The organism is Aeromonas sp. 2692-1 (assembly GCF_013085505.1).
GTDB classification, from domain to species: domain Bacteria; phylum Pseudomonadota; class Gammaproteobacteria; order Enterobacterales; family Aeromonadaceae; genus Aeromonas; species Aeromonas hydrophila.
On the sequence record NZ_CP038513.1, the window covers coordinates 3,679,425 to 3,695,952 of the forward strand.

The 16,528-nt window shown below is 60.1% G+C and carries 14 protein-coding genes; 8 read left to right on the plus strand and 6 right to left on the minus strand.

All coding sequences use genetic code 11. From position 1 onward, the window contains the following. Window positions 1–4: 4 nt before the first annotated feature. Complete coding sequence (locus tag E5E97_RS17285; protein ID WP_171280632.1) at window positions 5–547, minus strand: hypothetical protein; 543 nt, start codon at window positions 545–547, stop codon at window positions 5–7. Beyond that, complete coding sequence (locus tag E5E97_RS17290) at window positions 544–1,629, minus strand: hypothetical protein (RefSeq protein WP_171280633.1); 1,086 nt, start codon at window positions 1,627–1,629, stop codon at window positions 544–546. The genes E5E97_RS17285 and E5E97_RS17290 overlap by 4 nt, the downstream gene beginning before the upstream one ends. Window positions 1,630–1,875: 246 nt before the next feature. Here E5E97_RS17290 and E5E97_RS17295 point away from each other — a divergent pair, with 246 nt between their 5' ends. Then, window positions 1,876–2,016 carry a hypothetical protein gene (locus E5E97_RS17295; protein ID WP_171279647.1) on the plus strand — a complete coding sequence of 47 codons (141 nt, stop codon included), beginning with the start codon at window positions 1,876–1,878 and terminating at the stop codon, window positions 2,014–2,016. Window positions 2,017–2,338: 322 nt separating this feature from the next. On the opposite strand, the gene E5E97_RS17300 is transcribed toward E5E97_RS17295, so the two are convergent. The 3 genes from E5E97_RS17300 to guaB form a co-directional block, all read right to left on the minus strand. Then, window positions 2,339–2,611: a hypothetical protein gene (locus E5E97_RS17300; protein WP_010633780.1), complete on the minus strand. Its 273-nt coding sequence runs from the start codon at window positions 2,609–2,611 to the stop codon at window positions 2,339–2,341. A 378-nt stretch (window positions 2,612–2,989) separates the two neighbouring features. Then, the gene (gene guaA, locus E5E97_RS17305) at window positions 2,990–4,579 is read right to left on the minus strand and encodes a glutamine-hydrolyzing GMP synthase (RefSeq protein WP_171280634.1); all 1,590 of its coding nucleotides are present in this window, start codon (window positions 4,577–4,579) and stop codon (window positions 2,990–2,992) included. Between the two features lie 83 nt (window positions 4,580–4,662). Then, window positions 4,663–6,126, minus strand: coding sequence for an IMP dehydrogenase (gene guaB, locus E5E97_RS17310; RefSeq protein WP_011705859.1), 1,464 nt, complete (start codon window positions 6,124–6,126; stop codon window positions 4,663–4,665). A gap of 465 nt (window positions 6,127–6,591) precedes the next feature. Here guaB and E5E97_RS17315 point away from each other — a divergent pair, with 465 nt between their 5' ends. From E5E97_RS17315 to xseA, 6 genes are all read left to right on the plus strand, one after another. Next, the gene (locus tag E5E97_RS17315) at window positions 6,592–8,460 is read left to right on the plus strand and encodes a potassium transporter Kup (RefSeq protein WP_216368123.1); all 1,869 of its coding nucleotides are present in this window, start codon (window positions 6,592–6,594) and stop codon (window positions 8,458–8,460) included. Between the two features lie 251 nt (window positions 8,461–8,711). Then, window positions 8,712–9,497, plus strand: coding sequence for an energy transducer TonB (locus tag E5E97_RS17320; protein ID WP_118881105.1), 786 nt, complete (start codon window positions 8,712–8,714; stop codon window positions 9,495–9,497). A gap of 2 nt (window positions 9,498–9,499) precedes the next feature. Continuing rightward, complete coding sequence (locus tag E5E97_RS17325) at window positions 9,500–10,255, plus strand: MotA/TolQ/ExbB proton channel family protein (protein WP_010633777.1); 756 nt, start codon at window positions 9,500–9,502, stop codon at window positions 10,253–10,255. Further along, window positions 10,255–10,674 (plus strand): biopolymer transporter ExbD, encoded by a 420-nt coding sequence (locus E5E97_RS17330; RefSeq protein WP_044800135.1) that lies wholly within the window; start codon window positions 10,255–10,257, stop codon window positions 10,672–10,674. Before E5E97_RS17325 ends, E5E97_RS17330 begins: the two co-directional genes overlap by 1 nt. 138 nt (window positions 10,675–10,812) lie before the next feature. Next, window positions 10,813–11,742, plus strand: a complete 930-nt coding sequence (locus E5E97_RS17335; RefSeq protein WP_139389553.1) for a DMT family transporter — start codon at window positions 10,813–10,815, stop codon at window positions 11,740–11,742. 106 nt (window positions 11,743–11,848) lie between these two features. Continuing rightward, entirely contained in the window at window positions 11,849–13,213 is a 1,365-nt protein-coding gene (gene xseA / locus E5E97_RS17340) for an exodeoxyribonuclease VII large subunit (RefSeq protein ID WP_171280636.1), read from the plus strand. An 86-nt stretch (window positions 13,214–13,299) separates the two neighbouring features. Here xseA and hutW read toward each other — a convergent pair whose 3' ends face one another. After that, a complete protein-coding gene (gene hutW / locus E5E97_RS17345) occupies window positions 13,300–14,661 on the minus strand; it encodes a heme anaerobic degradation radical SAM methyltransferase ChuW/HutW (protein WP_171280637.1) in 1,362 nt (453 codons plus the stop codon). A 262-nt stretch (window positions 14,662–14,923) separates the two neighbouring features. Between hutW and E5E97_RS17350 the strand changes: the two genes are divergently transcribed. Continuing rightward, window positions 14,924–16,519, plus strand: coding sequence for a methyl-accepting chemotaxis protein (locus tag E5E97_RS17350; protein WP_171280638.1), 1,596 nt, complete (start codon window positions 14,924–14,926; stop codon window positions 16,517–16,519). Window positions 16,520–16,528 lie beyond the last annotated feature (9 nt).

Sequence of the window (16,528 nt, forward strand, 5' to 3'; positions counted from 1 at the left end):
TGGCTTAGTGACGCTGGTTATGTGAACGCTCATTCCTAGTTTTAGCTTCTGCAATTTTTCGCTTAACATCTTTCAGCGCAGACTTTGTTTGTAGAAACGTTGCAAACAAAAGATACAGCTGCATGATTGCTAGTACCACGATTGTAAAAAACAAAATTCCTCGTAGATAATTACGATACTCTGTCAAAAGGCTGATTTGGACAGCAACTTCTTTAACGAAGGGAATTCCAACACTAATTGCGATAACAACAATTGAGGTAATTATTGTTTTTATAAAACCAAGTAATACATCATTATCATGTTGCGCTTGCTCATAAACAGCATCGTTAGCAGCTTTTAGCGCCAATTCTGTCGATGCCAAAGCTTTAGGATATACAAGAGATAACCAAGCACCAGTTACGCCAAAGATTATAGCTGAGACATTTCTAACCTCCGACAATAAGCTCGCTTGCTTGGCGTAAGAAATGTCCATACCCAAAGTCACCGCATAATAAGAACCAAAAAACGTGGTAACTAGCAGAATGAATTTTGCTAATTTAGACTTCATGCGGTCTGTCGTTGCTCCAAAGTTGACTCGTTATCTTCTAATAAGTTGACCAGTTCACTTCGGTGAGAATGTAGTGTCTGAAGAAGCACATCACCTTTAACTAACTGCCCTATCAAAACCCACTCAATATCGACCGCCATTTTTATTTTCGCAAATGACTTACTCAACCACTCTATTTTCTCAGCGCCAAAACCATTGTTATCAGGAAACACAAAACCTACGTCTTCCCAGTTACTTTTGCTTGGTGACGCCTCGTATGTTGAGAACATTTCTTGAACTTCACTCTCAGTCGGCGTGTAACTAAACTCATATTTAAGAGACACATCATGATCATGAATCTCTGTTTCCGTTGATATGCCGACACGGCTTTTTAAGTTGTCGATTAAGCCTTTATCTGCGACCTGTCCACGTTCGAGGTTGATACGGCGAACTACTCCACGAATATGCTGACAGTTTGAAAGTATGAGCTCTCTTTTCGAAGGGTTTCGATACAGTTGTTTACTAAACCTAGGTTCAAGATCGTTGTGAATCGTGCCATCGGCAGACTGATAACCGATAAACTGATCACTTTCATCAAAAGTTGCAAACCGACTTTCAGTACGGAAAAAGTTCTCTAACCAATAACTAAACGCATTCATACCTGAGCGAGGATTACCAAAGGTAATTGTAGCCATTACAGATTTAGACGGTATGAACCAAAAGTAAGTTGCATATCCTGGAATTGAACTTTCCGGCAAGTTCCCTTGGTGGAACGTTTGCTCAGAAACATTGGTCAACTGAGTTCCTGCATCCAAAGCATAGACAGAATCACCACTGGCATGTGTTCGGTTCCAAAAGCAAAATAGGTAGTCATCACTATATTTTTGCGCAGAAACCAAATACGTTTCTAAAAATTCTTGTTCAAAATCTTCGCCGACCTCGTAACTACATGTATTCAGAACTAAGCGCCCTGGCTCGGCAGCCCAATTATAAATATTGTGTAAAATTTCGTTGAAACTACCCAATGTGCTTTGACGTGCCCTCGCTTTAAACAGCCCGCAATGTTTCACATCGTAAAATCGAATACTCGCTCTTTCTGACATATTTCACCATTATTATTTCTATTGTGCAGGATTAACCTGCCAGTTAACAGTGATTAGATGAAAGGCGGTACTAATCCAATAGCAGAGCCTTCCGTATAACTCCGCTTTATCTTCATAACCACCTCAAAAAAATCATTTTTGAATCATTACATTACCACATCATCACTGGTATCTGAACGTATTCGCTTGACTTCTTATTTTTGCTCTACCGTTACCACTGTATAAAAAACAGTTGAGGAGTCAGTCATGGAAAGCGCCACAAAACTACGCCTGCGTGAACAAGTCAGTACAGTGATGCTCTTGCATCACTACAGCAACCGTACAAAAAGCTCTGCTGATACTGAAACCACCATCTCATACGCCTCCATTCACTGTGACGCCCACTGATGCGGCTTGCTCGCGCTCAAGCTACCGCCAGACAGCCTCCAGTTTGCTGCTTTTGATCCACGCGATGTCTTTGGTCTGATTTATTGGTGACTCCAAAGAGGCCATATCCAGACGGATATCTTAGCGAGCAAGGCAGATCAGCAAAAGCGGATGATGATAATTTGCTGAGCAAGATCAACAAATAAATACCAATGCTAGCCACATATCAGCGGTGCCAGACCGTAGATAAAGAAAAGACGCCCTAAGGCGTCTTTCTTATTGCTGGGTGTTGGAGCCAACCGGTTGAGGGCTTTTCCCCTCCCCGCCTTGCCTCGCAACCTAATCAGATCGGGGTGATGGAGGTGATATGGGCCGATCCATCCAGGGATTGGAAGATCTGCACCACGGCTTCCCCGTGGATCGGGTTGGGCAGCGGCACCGTGGTTTTGCATTTGAAACGGTAGTTGGTGCCGGCAACGACCTGGGTGGAGACTTCAAAGGGGGTGTACTGCACCCCGACAAATCCTTCCAGCGCCTGGTTGAATACGGCCTGATCTTTGGCGCTCAGCTTGTGGTAGGCAGTCCATCCGCCCAACAACACTGCTTGTTCTGACATAACAAACCCTCCGTGATCTCTTGTCCCTACTCGTTTGGCTGTTCGGGTTCCGCCCCGTTTATTAAAGTGGTGTCCGGACTCCACCGGGTGCCATACCAGATTTGGTATGTCCGGTGTCGACAGTGCCCATGAAGACTTTGCTGTCGTCACCCTCCCCTGCTGCCACGACCAGCGCCTCACAGCACCGGTCTCAATTGGCATGGCTGAGCCTAGTGCGAGATCCATAAAACACCCCCTGTCATATCTGACAGAGGCAGGGAGGCGAGAAAGCGGCTAGCGAGGGGAAAAGTGAGGCGCAAACGATTGGAAAAAGAAAAGACGCCGCAAGGGCGTCTTTTTTACATTTTTATGCTTGAAGGGTGTAAGGGCGTTAGCCGCTTATTCCCATTCGATGGTTGCGGGCGGCTTGCCGGAGACGTCGTACACCACGCGGGAGATGCCGTTGATCTCGTTGATGATGCGGTTCGACACGTGACCGAGGAAGTCGTACGGCAGATGGGCCCAGTGGGCGGTCATAAAGTCGATGGTTTCAACGGCGCGCAGCGCAATGACCCAGTCATATTTGCGACCATCGCCCATGACGCCAACGGAGCGCACCGGCAGGAACACGGCGAACGCCTGGCTGACCTGGTTGTAGAGGTCGGCTTTGCGCAGCTCTTCGATAAAGACCGCATCGGCGCGGCGCAAGATATCGCAGTACTCTTTCTTCACTTCGCCAAGGACGCGCACGCCCAGACCCGGGCCCGGGAACGGGTGACGGTAGAGCATGTCGTAGGGCAGACCCAGCTCGAGGCCAACGCGGCGCACTTCGTCTTTGAACAGCTCGCGCAGCGGTTCGACCAGACCCATCTTCATCTCTTCCGGCAGACCGCCGACGTTGTGGTGAGACTTGATGACGTGGGCCTTGCCGGTCTTGCTGGCGGCAGATTCGATGACGTCCGGGTAGATGGTGCCTTGCGCCAGCCAGCGGGCGTTTTTCAGTTTCTTGGCTTCATCGTCGAACACTTCGACGAACACGCGACCGATGATCTTGCGCTTGGCTTCCGGCTCGTCAACACCAGCCAGCGCGGAGAGGAAGCGCTCTTCGGCGTCGACCTTGACGATGTTCAGACCAAAGTGATCGCCAAACATCTCCATCACCTGCTGGCCTTCGTTCAGGCGCAGCAGACCATTGTCAACGAAGACACAGGTCAGGCGATCGCCGATGGCACGGTGCACCAGCATGGCGACCACGGAGGAGTCGACGCCGCCGGAGAGGCCGAGGATCACCTCGTCGTCACCCACCTGCTCGCGGATGCGGGCAACGGCGTCGTCGATGATGGTGGCCGGGGTCCACAGGCATTCACAGCCGCAGATGTCTTTGACGAAGTGCTCCAGCATGCGGGCACCCTGACGGGTGTGGGTCACTTCCGGGTGGAACTGCACGCCGTAGAAACGCTTGGCTTCGTTGGCCATGGCGGCGTGCGGGCAGGTGGCGGTCTGGGCGATGGTGGTGAAGTCGGCCGGGATGGTGGTGACCTTGTCGCCATGGCTCATCCACACATCCAGCAGCGCATTGCCGTTGTCGGCGATGGCATCTTCGATGTTGCGCAAGAGGGCGCTGGTCTTGCCGGAGTTGCCCAGCACTTCCACCTTGGCGTAACCGAACTCACGCTCGGTGGAGGATTGCACCTTGCCACCCAGCTGCTCGGCCATGGTCTGCATGCCGTAGCAGATGCCAAACACCGGCACGCCGGCGTTGAACACGTACTCGGGGGCGCGCGGGCTGCCCGCTTCGGTGACGGACTCGGGGCCGCCGGAGAGGATGATGCCGCTCGGATTGAATTCGCGGATCTGCTCTTCGGTCACATCCCAGGCCCACAGTTCGCAGTAGACGCCGATTTCGCGCACGCGGCGGGCGATCAGCTGGGTGTACTGGGAACCGAAGTCGAGGATAAGGATACGGTGCTGGTGAATGTCTTTAGTCATTTTATTCCTGCATCAGGCTGCTGTTGTCACAAAAAGCACGGGATAAAAAAGCGGTGGAGAAACGGGGCCGCAGCCCCGTTTTATCAGCCCATCCGATAGTTGGGGGCTTCTTTGGTAATGGTCACGTCGTGAACGTGGGACTCTTTCATCCCTGCGCCCGAGATGCGCACGAATTCGGCCTTGGTGCGCATGTCGTCGATGGTGGCGCTGCCGGTCAGCCCCATGGAGGAGCGCAGGCCGCCCATCTGCTGATGGATGATCTCTTTGAGGCGGCCCTTGTACGGCACGCGGCCTTCGATCCCTTCCGGCACCAGCTTGTCGGCGGCGTTGTCGGTCTGGAAGTAGCGGTCGCTGGAGCCCTTGGACATGGCGCCCAGAGAACCCATGCCACGGTAGGATTTGAAAGAGCGACCCTGGTAGAGCTCGATCTCGCCCGGCGCTTCTTCGGTACCGGCGAACATGGAGCCTACCATGACGCAGCTGGCGCCAGCGGCGATGGCCTTGGCCACGTCACCGGAGAAGCGGATGCCGCCATCGGCAATCACCGGGATACCGGTACCTTCCAGCGCGTCGACGGCGTCGGAGATGGCGGTGATCTGAGGCACGCCCACGCCGGTCACGATACGGGTAGTACAGATGGAGCCCGGGCCGATACCGACCTTGACGGCGTTGACGCCGGCAGCGGCCAGCGCCTTGGCACCGGCGGCGGTGGCGACGTTGCCGCCGATGATCTGCAGATCAGGGTAGGCTTCGCGGGTCGCCTTGATGCGATCCAGCACACCCTGGGAGTGGCCGTGGGAGGAGTCGATCAGCAGCACGTCTACACCGGCTTCCACCAGGGCGGCGACGCGCTCTTCGTTGCCGGCACCGGCACCGACGGCAGCACCCACCCGCAGACGACCCTTGTCGTCTTTACAGGCGTTCGGCTTGCGCTCGGCTTTCTGGAAGTCTTTGACGGTGATCATGCCCTTGAGTTTGAAGTCGGCGTTGACCACCAGCACCTTCTCGATACGGTGCTTCTGCATCAGGCCAACCACCTCTTCGCGGGGGGCGCCTTCACGCACGGTGACCAGACGATCCTTCTGGGTCATGATCTGTTCGACAGTCTGGGAGAGATCGATCACGAAGCGCACATCACGACCGGTGATGATGCCCACCAGCTGATTGCCCTCGGTCACCACCGGATAACCGGCGAAACCGTTCTTGTGGCTCAGCTCCTTGATCTGGGCGATGGTCATGTCGGGGCGTACGGTGACGGGGTCAGTGACCACGCCGCTCTCGTACTTCTTGACCTTGCGCACTTCGGCAGCCTGCTGCTCGATGGACATGTTCTTGTGGATAAAGCCGATACCGCCTTCCTGGGCCAATGCGATAGCCAGACGGGCCTCGGTCACTGTGTCCATGGCAGCGGAGATCATGGGGATGTTCAGGCTGATGGCGGAGGTCAGCTTGGTACGCAGATCGGCAGTATTGGGAAGAACTTCGGAGTGGGCGGGAACCAACAGTACATCGTCGAAGGTTAACGCTTCTTTGGCAATCCTGAGCATGGCAATATCTCACCGTTGAGGAAGTGGGGGTGTAAAATATTGCCGACGAAGTTTACTCACGCATTGGTCACTGGTAAAGAAGTTTTTTGAATTTTTTATGGCGTTTTGGCCTTTTCAGCCGCCAAGCCGCTAAAAAACCAACATTTTCAGTCGCAAAACAGCCTTTTGGGGACAAAAGAGTTGTCTCATTGCGGTTTTATGCAAAAAATTTCCCGTTTCATTTTTTCAGGCAGCACAGCTTCCCCTCCCCCATTGCAGACTGTTTGGCCCTGGTCGATCGTACTCGACAACCAGCTCGTGCGCGCTTGGCCGTCCCCCTCAAACACTAAATCGGGCAGAGCAACATCCAGGGTGTTTCACCCAAACCGCCACGCCAAACGAAAGGGCCTTTTCGCAGTGCGGGTTTCCTTTGTGCCTGTGCCTGCGTATCATGATTAACAGTCTGAATTGAAATGGAATTTCATGATGAGCCACGGACACCAGCAAGGGCGCATGGCCATTACCCTGGCAGCACTGGGGGTCGTCTATGGCGATCTCGGCACCAGCCCACTCTATGCCCTCAAAGAGAGCTTCGCCGGACACCTGGGTCTGCAGCCCACCCCGGAGGGGATCCTCTCCATCGTCTCCCTCTTCTTCTGGACCATCATGATCGTGGTCTCATTCAAATATGTGCTGCTGGTGCTCCGGGCCGACGACAAGGGAGAAGGGGGGATCCTCACCCTCGCCTCGCTGGCTTCCCGCCGCCTCCCCGCCAAGCCACGCGCCCTGCTCATGCTGCTCGGTCTGGTCGGCGTGGGGCTATTTATCGGGGATGCGGTGATCACCCCCGCCATCTCGGTGCTCTCGGCGGTCGAAGGGTTGCAGGTGATCACGCCGGAGCTGGCGCCGTTCGTGTTGCCCATCACCCTTACCGTGCTGGTGATCCTGTTCGGGGCCCAGCATTACGGCACCGCCGGCATCGGTCGCCTGTTCGGCCCGATCATGCTGATCTGGTTCGGGGTGCTGGCGGCGCTCGGGGCCTATGAGATCGCGCAGAACCCCGCCATCCTGCAGGCCGTCAACCCGCTCTACGCCCTCGATTTCATGGTCAGCCGACCGGGTATCGCCTTCATCACCCTGGGGGCCGTCGTGCTCTGCGTCACCGGGACGGAGGCGCTCTACGCCGACATGGGCCACTTTGGCCGTGGCGCCATCCAGCTGGCCTGGGGTTCTCTGGTGATGCCCGCCCTGCTGCTCAACTACTTTGGTCAGGGAGCCCTGCTGCTGCGCAATCCCGCCGCCATCGAAAATCCTTTCTACCTGCTCGCCCCCTCCTGGCTGGCCTTTCCCCTGCTGATCCTCGCCACCCTGGCCACCGTCATCGCCTCCCAGGCGGTGATCTCGGGCACCTACTCGGTGGTGCGCCAGGCCATTTTGCTCGGCTACCTGCCGCGCCAGGAGATCCGCCACACCTCGGAACACGAGATAGGCCAGATCTACCTGCCGCTGGTGAACTGGCTGCTGTTGGGAGGCATCATCATCGTCATCCTCTGGTTCCAGAGTTCAAGCAACCTGGCCGCCGCCTACGGCATCGCAGTGACCGGTACCATGGCACTGACCACCCTGCTGTTGATGGTGGTGGCCGCCCGCCGCTGGAAGTGGTCGCGCTGGCTGATTGCACTGATATGCGCGCCGCTGCTGCTGGTCGATGTCACCTTCTTTGCCGCCAATACCACCAAGTTTCTGGCCGGTGGCTGGCTCCCCATCCTGTTTGCGCTGCTGGCCATCATAGTGATGACTACCTGGAAGCGCGGACGGGAGCTGGTGCTCGACAAGCTGGAGCACAAATCACTGGCGCTGAAGGGGTTTGTCGACAACATGCTGGCGCACCCGCCGCTGCAGGTACCCGGCACCGCCGTGTTTCTCTCCAAGTCGGTGCAGGTAGTGCCCCACGCCATGCTGCACAACCTCAAACACAACAAGATCCTGCACGAAAGGGTCATTTTCCTGACCGTTCAGATCAAGGACGAACCCTGGCTCTCCTTCAAGGAGCGCATCGAGCTCACCCACCTTGGCGAGGGGTTCTGGCAGGTGGTCGCCCACTTTGGCTACAAGGAGGTGCCCTCCATGGAGGAGATCTTCCAGGCCTGCGCCCAGGAGGATCTGAAGGTCACCATGGCCAAGACCTCCTTCTTCCTCTCCCACGAGAATCTGGTCAGCACCGATCTGCCCGGCATGGCGCGCTGGCGAGAGGGCCTGTTCGTCTGGATGAACCGCAACTCCCTCAAGGCAACCGACTTCTTTCATATTCCCGCCAACCGGGTAGTGGAACTGGGGGTATTGCTGGAATTGTGACGCCGCCGGCCAACAGGGGGAAAAACCGGTGCGAACACACACCGCTCAATCCATTGCCAGCCGGGAACGCCGCTTGCCGGCCAAGCTTCTTAATTTCCTGCGAGCCAGCCTCACCACGATTAAAATGCGATTGATAATGGTTGTTGTTTGTGATTCTGATTATCAGGCATGCTAGCGGCCTGACGCCTGTTCTGGCGCCTTCACACTAGCCGTTTGAGTATGAATATGAAGACCTGGAAGGGAGACAAGTGATGGACTCCTGCAGCCCGAGACCAGCACTGCCCGCCAACGATCCCGACGTCGCCCGTCCCGTTTGCCTTGCCATCGCGATCGCCCTGCACCTTGCCACCTTCTGGTGGCTCTATGCGCACCAGCCTGCGCCCATCACCCCGCCCTTGCCGCTGACCCTGTCGGCCCGCTGGGTTGGCGAGGCCGCAACCAATGACGCGCCAGCCAAGGCGGCCCCGGCCCCTGCTCCCACAGCACAGCAAGTACAAAAAGTGCCGCAAAAAGCCAAGCCATTGCCGACACCCAAAAAACCGCCGCTCAAGCCCGTCAAGAAAAGCGTCAAGCCGGTGGTCAAACCGCTTAAACACAGCCCCCCGCCAGTGCAGCCCGCCAAGGTCATGCCGGTGAGCAGTCCGCAACCGCCGGTCACTGCGCCCGCCCCTGCGACGGCGGCAACGGCCGCACAGGCAAGCGGCGGAAATACCAGTCAAAGTCCTGCCCACAAGGCTGGCGGCGGCGCGGGCAACAGCGCCCCCATCGCCCGCGATGCCCGGCTCAACAACCCCGAGCCCCAATACCCCTATGAGTCGAGACGACGGGGAGAAGAGGGGCGGGTCATCCTCAATGTGCGGGTGACGGCCGAAGGCACCGCCGCCTCGGTGGAGGTGGACAAGAGCAGCGGCTATCGGCGGCTGGACATGACGGCCCGCAAGACCGTCAGCCGCTGGAAATTCATTCCTGCCAAACAGAACAACGTGGCCGTCGAGGCCTCGGCAAAAGTCACCATCATTTTCAAATTAAGGGCTTGAACATGGATCCTGAAATCGCAAGCAACGGCATGGGCATCGCCCACCTGCTCAGCCAGAACAGCGGTGTGGGGCTGATCCCCTTCATCCTGCTGGTATTGATGTCTCTTGGTACCTGCTACTACGCCCTGCTCAAGGGCTATCTCGCACAGCGGGAACAACGCCTCAACGCCCGCTTCGTCGCCGATTTCTGGCAGCACGACAGCGTGCAGGAGATGGAGCGCCAGCTGGCCCACCTGCCGCCGCAGGAGGCCTATGGCCGGCTGACCGGCGCCGCGCTGGCGGCCGTGGCCCAGCTGAACCGGGCCGAGGAGCGTGCGGTCAGCTGCAAGCTGGGCTCGCCGGATGAATATCTGCTGCGCGCCATGCGCCGTGCCATCACCCAGGAGCGGGTACGGCTGGAGCAGGGGCTGGCCTTCCTCGCCTCGGTGGGCTCGGCAGCCCCCTTCATCGGGCTGTTCGGCACCGTCTGGGGCATCTACCACGCCCTGCTGGCCATCGGCGCCGCCGGTCAGAGCAGTCTGGACAAGGTCGCCGGCCCCGTGGGCGAGGCGCTGATCATGACCGGCTTCGGCCTCGCGGTCGCCCTGCCGGCCGTGCTCATCTACAACTTCTTCGTGCGGCGCAATCGCCTCAGGCTCGCGGCGCTGGAGGAGTTTGGCCACGATCTGTTCACCCTGCTGGTGACCGGCTTCGAGCAAGTCGCCACCAACAACGTCACCCCGCTGGTCGAGCGGGAAACCAGACAGGGGCGCGGCTGATGGCATTTGGCAAACTGTCGGACGAGGGGGACGATCAACCCCTCTCCGAGATCAACATGATCCCGATGATCGACGTCATGCTGGTGCTGCTCATCGTCTTCATGATCACCGCCCCCCTGCTCACCAACGCGGTCAAGCTGGAGCTGCCAGAGGCCAGCAGCCAGCTCAACCAGCCAGACAAGCAGGACATCAACCTCGCCATCGATGGGGCCGGCAAGATCTACTGGAACGATCAGCAGGTCGACGAAGCCGCCCTGCTCGCCAAGATGGAGAGCGCCGGCCAGGCCGAGGGGGAGCTGCCCGAGATCCAGCTGCGCATCGATCGCAAGGTGGAGTACGGCATCATCGCCAGGGTGATGGCCCAGGCCTCCCAACACGGCCTGCACAAGATTGCCTTCGTGAGCCAGCCGGAGCCGTAACGCTCCCGTCACCCACACACCGGCACCACAGGGCATGGATGCCCTGCTGCCATCCAGGCAGTTGCCAGCACAGGCGCCTTGTCGGCATCATGCCGATGCAGCGCCAATATTGGCCACCATCACCTCAAGGACGACACCATGAAACCTGCCGATTATGGGCGCCTGCTCCTGCTGGCCGCCATCTGGGGCGCCAGCTTCCTGTTCATGCGCATCGCCGCCCCGGCGTTTGGCGCCGTCAACACCACCTTCCTGCGGGTCCTGTTCGCCCTCATCGGGCTTGCCGTCATGCTCCTGCTGCTGCGCGCCCCCATGGGGTTTCAGGGCAAGCTCAAGTCCGCCATGCTGCTCGGCGTCATCAACTCCGCCATCCCGTTTCTGATGTACGCCATCGCCGCCCTCTGGCTGCCGGCCGGCTACTCGGCCATCCTCAACGCCACCACGCCGCTGATGGGGGCCCTCATCGGCTTTTCCTGCTTCAACGAGCGCCTTGATAGGCGCAAGTGGCTGGGGGTGGTATTGGGGGTGATCGGGATCAGCCTCATCACCACCACCGGCGAGGTGAGTGCCGGTGGTCATCTGCTGCCCGGGGTGCTGGCCTGCCTGTTTGCCACCGCCTGCTACGGCCTTGCCGGTTTTCTCACCCGCAGCTGGATCACCCATCGCGGCGGACTCGATGCCAAGCTGGTGGCCTTTGGCAGCCAGCTGGGTGCCAGCCTGTTTCTGCTGCCTTTTTTCGCTTACCAGCTGGCGGCCGGCCCTGCGGTCGACTGGGCCGTGCCCACCGCCTGGGCCAGCGTGCTGGCGGTCGGCGTGGTCTGCACCGCCCTCGCCTACCTGCTCTATTTTCGACTGATCGCCGATATCGGCCCGCTGCGCAGCCTCACCGTCACCTTCCTCATTCCCCCCTTCGGCATCTTGTGGGGCGCGCTGGTGCTGGGCGAGACCTTGAGCCAGGGCTTCGTGCTGGGGGGCCTGGTCGTCTGCCTCTCGGTCTGGCTGGTGACCAGCCAGGCCAGCCCCCCGGCCGTTCAGGCCCGGGCGCAGCCTCAGGATCCGGACGCACGCTGAACCCGACAGAGCCAGCGCCGCTCGGCGTTCGCCCCGAACTGCGTTAAGATGGCGCCATTGTTTTATGCCCCCGCCCCAAGGCGGGGCACACAGCGCAGGACCAGCCTTGAACTACCGCAACGAACCGAGCCAAAGCAGACAACAGCAGGTCTTTACCGTCACCCGCCTCAACAGCGCCGTGCGCATGATCCTGGAGCAGGATCTGGGGCTGGTGTGGCTGACCGGCGAGCTCTCCAACCTGGCGATGCCAAGCTCCGGCCACTGGTACTTCTCCCTCAAGGACATGTCGGCCCAGGTGCGCTGTGCCATGTTCAAGGGCAACAACCGGCGGGTGGCATTTCGCCCGCAGGATGGCATGCAGGTGCTGGTGCAGGCGCGGGTCTCCCTCTATGAGCCGCGCGGCGACTACCAGCTGATCATCGAATCGATGCAGCCCGCAGGCGACGGCGTGCTGGCGCTGCGCTTTGAGGAGCTCAAGCGTCGCCTTGGCGCTGAGGGGCTGTTCGACGAGGGGTGCAAGCGCCCCCTGCCGCGTGAACCGCGCGCGGTGGGCCTCATCACCTCCGCCACCGGCGCTGCCCTCCACGACATGCTGACGGTGCTCAAACGCCGCGCGCCGGATCTGCCGGTGTTTATCTACCCGACCCAGGTGCAGGGCAGCGCCGCCATCGGCCAGATCGTCTCTGCCATTGCCTTGGCCAACCGCCGCGCCGAGGTGGATGTGCTGATCGTCGGGCGCGGCGGCGGGTCGCTCGAAGATCTCTGGTGCTTCAACGAAGAGGCGGTGGCGCGCGCCATCGCCCACTCCGCCATCCCGGTGGTGAGCGCGGTGGGCCACGAGGTGGATGTCACCATCAGCGACTTTGCCGCCGACTTGCGCGCCCCGACCCCGTCGGCGGCCGCCGAGCTGGTAGCGCCGGATCAGAGCGCCCGCGCCCAGCGCCTCGCCCATCTCAAGCAGCAGCTGCTGCAGGCGATGAACCGCCAGCAGACCGCCGCCCGCCACGATTTCATCCTGCTGCAAAAGCGGCTCGATCATCAGGATCCGAAGCGGCGGCTGGAGCAGCAATCCCAGCGCCTCGACGAGCTCTCCGCCCGTTTGCAGCAGCTGATGAATCACAAACTGCATCAGGGGGAGCGGCGCCTCGCGAATCTGGAGCTGCGCCTGCAAGGCAAGAGCCCGGAGCGCTTGCTGGCCGCCGGCAAGCGTCGCCACCAGCTGGCCGAGGAGCGCCTCCATGCCCTCATCGCCAAGCGCCAAGACCTTGCTAGCCACCGCCTCGCCATGCTCAGCGCCCGCCTCGACGGGGTGAGTCCGCTCGCCACCCTGGGGCGCGGCTACTCCATCACCCGCACCCAAAGCGGTGAGGTGATCATCCGCGCCGCCCAGGTCGATGCCGGCCAGACGCTGGTCACCCAGCTTGCAGAGGGGCAACTGCGGGTGCGGGTGGAAGAGGTCCACCAGCCATAACGAACAAGGGGGCACATCAGGTGCCCCCTTGTTTATCATCCTCTCTTTGTCAGGCCCTCTCGGCCAGTGCACTCACACCAGCACACTCACACCAGCGAATGGCGCGCCGGATCGGCAGGTGGCGTACCCGACCCCGCCAGCGGGTTGAGCTGCAAGTATTCAAACAGCCCAGCCTGCAGATTGACGTTCCAGAAGCGCCCCGCCAAGGTGAGCTCGAGCCGCGCCTCGCTCAGCGTTGCCAGCCCGTGCTGCTGCCAGGCCTCGAACAAGGGTTGCAGATGTGCCCGCAGCGGCGTCGGCAAGCGGGCAAGCGCCAGCCAGCCGCTGTCGACCGCGCCGCGCAGCAGGCCATCGAGGCGGCCATTGGGATTGCGCCCCATCACCATGCCGGGGGCACGCTGATCCGCCGCCAGCGCCTCGTGCCAGAGCGCCAGATCCCGGCCATACATGAGGCCGTGCCCATGCACGTTGCCGCCGGCCCCGGCCCCGAAGGGGAGGATCTCGGCGCCGCGCTTGGCCATCTGGTTGTAGCGGCTCTGTTCGGCCTCGCCGCGCCGCCAGTGACTGCAGGAGAGCCGCTGCCAGCCCCCCTGCTCCAGCGTCTGGGCGCCATAGGCATACATGGCAGCCCGCTGCTGACCGTCGGCCGCCCAGCCGAGCTTGCCCTTCGCCTCGGCACGGGCCAGATTGGTGCCGGCCATGGCGATGAGTTGATAGAGATCCACCCCGTGCACCCCGCTCGCCATCACATCCGCGATGTCCTGACGCCACACAGCATCATCCTGGCCCGGCAGGCCGAAGATGAGATCGGCCACGATCACCGCATCGTCGTGACGGGTCAGCTCTCCCAGCCGGGTCAGCAGGGTCTCCCTATCGTCGAAGCGGGCCGCCTCCTGGCGCACCTCGGTGTCAAAGCTCTGCACACCGAACGAGAAGCGGTTGAAGCCGCCCGCCAGCGCACTGTGCCACTTGGCATCGTCAAAACCGTTGAGGCGCCCCTCCAGGGTCACCTCCGCATCCGAAGTCAGGGGAAAACGACGGATGGCGGCGGCCAGCATCGCCAGTTCGTCGGCGCTCATGTCCGTCGGCGTGCCGCCCCCCACATAGACGGCCGAGAAGGGGTGGCTCTGGACAAACGGTGTCTCGGCGGCCCGGGCAAGCGCGCTACAGAGCGCATTGACATAGCGGGTGATACGGGCCGGGTTGGCGCCATTTTCAAAGAAATTGCAGAAGCTGCAGCGCTTGCGGCAAAACGGGATGTGGATATAGAGCGCTCGCTCATCCGCCTCGCTCTCGCGGTGCCACCAGGCTTGCCAGTCGGCATGGTCGAGGGTGAGCGGGCGCATGCCGCCGCGACTGGCGTGAGCCGAGGTCTTGGCGCCAAAGGCGAACTTGAGGGGATCCGGAGTGGCAAGACCGGTCATGGTCGGGGTCAGCTGTGGTGTCATGGCAGGCAAGGTTATCAGGTGAAATAATGCAAATGATAACCACTATCAATAAATGCCAAGTTTGTGCTGGATCAACTCAACGATGAACAGCTCTCGTTTGCTACGCACCATTAACCTCCAACACGGATCCAGTTAACAGATAATTTACTCAAGATGAGGTAGGGTGTGCCGATAGAGAACCATCTCCCCCGTTCTGATGAGCGAGCGCGGGGAGAGTCATCAACCATTGACGATCGCTCACCTGCGCATGGACCTGCCAACGATGCAAAATCTGTCTCTGAACTGGAAAATCTTTCTCCCCCTCGCCCTGGTCATCGGCTGCACCTTCGCCCTCAGCTTCGAGCTCTCCGCCTGGCTGCAACGGGATCTCGCCATCCGGCTGGCGGGTGAAAAGGTGGAGAGCGCCGCCAACACCTACATGGATCAGCTCAACGTGCTGATGATGACGGGAGCCATCGCCAACCGCCAGATCGTGCAGACCAAGCTCAAGAGCGAGGCCGGCATCGTCGAGGCCCGCCTGATCCGTGCCCCGGCGGTGACCAGCCTGTTCGGCCCCGGCCACCCGGATCAGCAGATTGAAGACAAGCTGGACGAGCGTGCCATCAACCAGGGGGAGACCATTCTCGAGCAGCAGGGCAACCAGCTCACCCTGATCAAGCCCTTCAAGGCCTACAAGGAGTACCGCGGTACCCAGTGCACCACCTGCCACCAGGTGGCGGAAGGCACCGTCATGGGCGCGGTGCGCATCAGTTACGATCTCAGCCACACCTTTGGCGAGATCCACCGCAACAACCTGATCCTGAGCGGCAGCCTGGTGGCGGTGTTCGGGCTCGGCTTCGGCCTGCTGGGCTGGGTGCTGCAGCGCTACATCAAGCGACCGGTACGCCATCTGCAGCTGGCCATGACCCGCATGGCCAAGGAGCGGGATCTCTCCCTCCCCCTGATCAATCCCAACCGGGATGAGCTGGGCGAGATGACCCGCGCCGTCAGCGACATGGTGCAGGGGTTTCGCCACAGCCTGCAGGAGGTAGAGAGCGCCACTCACCAGCTCTATCAGGAGTCCAACCAGATCCGCCAGGTGGCGACCCAGACCGAAGGCTCGGCCCGCCAGCAGGAGAGCATGACGGTTCAGGTGGCCGCCGCCGTGAGCGAGCTGGCCGCCAGCTCCCACGAGGTGCGCGAGCACGCCCGCAAGAGTGCCGAGCTCTCCGCCCTCACCAACCAGGATGCGGCCAACACCAGTCGCCTCGCCCAGCACTTCATCAACGACATGGGTGAAATGTCGGCGGAAATAGAGCGAGTCGACAGGGTGATCCAGCAGCTCGACAACCGCTGTCTGGCGGTCGACGGGGTGCTGGAGGTGATCAAGGGCATTGCGGATCAGACCAACCTGCTGGCCCTCAACGCCGCCATCGAAGCGGCCCGGGCCGGCGAGCAGGGCCGTGGCTTTGCGGTGGTGGCCGACGAGGTGCGCGCCCTCTCCAACCGCAGCCGCGCCGCCAGCGAGGAGATCTCCCAGATGATCGCCGCCCTGCAGAACGAGGCCCAGAGCGCGGTGTCGGTGATCGGGGATGCCAAGGCCAAGGCGGACGAAAGCATCCACAAGACAGAGGCGACCCTGGCCGCCATGCAGAACATCATCGGCCGCATCAGCAGCATCAACGACCTCAACGCCCAGATGGCGCAGTCCGCCGAGGAGCAGGACAGGGTCTGCAGCGAGGTGGACGGCTCGGTGAGCGACATTCGCAACACCTCCAACGACACCCTGGGCCAGGCCCACGCCGCCAACCTCGCCAGCGTCCAGCTGGTCGAGCAGTGCCGCAAGCTAGAGCAACTGCTCAAGACCTACCGCTGGTGATCATGCCTG

What these genes read in the sequence shown, in the direction of transcription:
- hutW (WP_171280637.1), bottom strand. Translation starts at nt 14,661, where the DNA reads ATGACACCACAGCTGACCCCGACCATGACCGGTCTTGCCACTCCGGAT.
- E5E97_RS17295 (WP_171279647.1), top strand. Translation starts at nt 1,876, where the DNA reads ATGGAAAGCGCCACAAAACTACGCCTGCGTGAACAAGTCAGTACAGTG.
- E5E97_RS17290 (WP_171280633.1), bottom strand. Translation starts at nt 1,629, where the DNA reads ATGTCAGAAAGAGCGAGTATTCGATTTTACGATGTGAAACATTGCGGG.
- E5E97_RS17300 (WP_010633780.1), bottom strand. Translation starts at nt 2,611, where the DNA reads ATGTCAGAACAAGCAGTGTTGTTGGGCGGATGGACTGCCTACCACAAG.
- guaA (WP_171280634.1), bottom strand. Translation starts at nt 4,579, where the DNA reads ATGACTAAAGACATTCACCAGCACCGTATCCTTATCCTCGACTTCGGT.
- guaB (WP_011705859.1), bottom strand. Translation starts at nt 6,126, where the DNA reads ATGCTCAGGATTGCCAAAGAAGCGTTAACCTTCGACGATGTACTGTTG.
- E5E97_RS17315 (WP_216368123.1), top strand. Translation starts at nt 6,592, where the DNA reads ATGAGCCACGGACACCAGCAAGGGCGCATGGCCATTACCCTGGCAGCA.
- E5E97_RS17325 (WP_010633777.1), top strand. Translation starts at nt 9,500, where the DNA reads ATGGATCCTGAAATCGCAAGCAACGGCATGGGCATCGCCCACCTGCTC.
- E5E97_RS17335 (WP_139389553.1), top strand. Translation starts at nt 10,813, where the DNA reads ATGAAACCTGCCGATTATGGGCGCCTGCTCCTGCTGGCCGCCATCTGG.
- E5E97_RS17330 (WP_044800135.1), top strand. Translation starts at nt 10,255, where the DNA reads ATGGCATTTGGCAAACTGTCGGACGAGGGGGACGATCAACCCCTCTCC.
- E5E97_RS17285 (WP_171280632.1), bottom strand. Translation starts at nt 547, where the DNA reads ATGAAGTCTAAATTAGCAAAATTCATTCTGCTAGTTACCACGTTTTTT.
- E5E97_RS17350 (WP_171280638.1), top strand. Translation starts at nt 14,924, where the DNA reads ATGCAAAATCTGTCTCTGAACTGGAAAATCTTTCTCCCCCTCGCCCTG.
- E5E97_RS17320 (WP_118881105.1), top strand. Translation starts at nt 8,712, where the DNA reads ATGGACTCCTGCAGCCCGAGACCAGCACTGCCCGCCAACGATCCCGAC.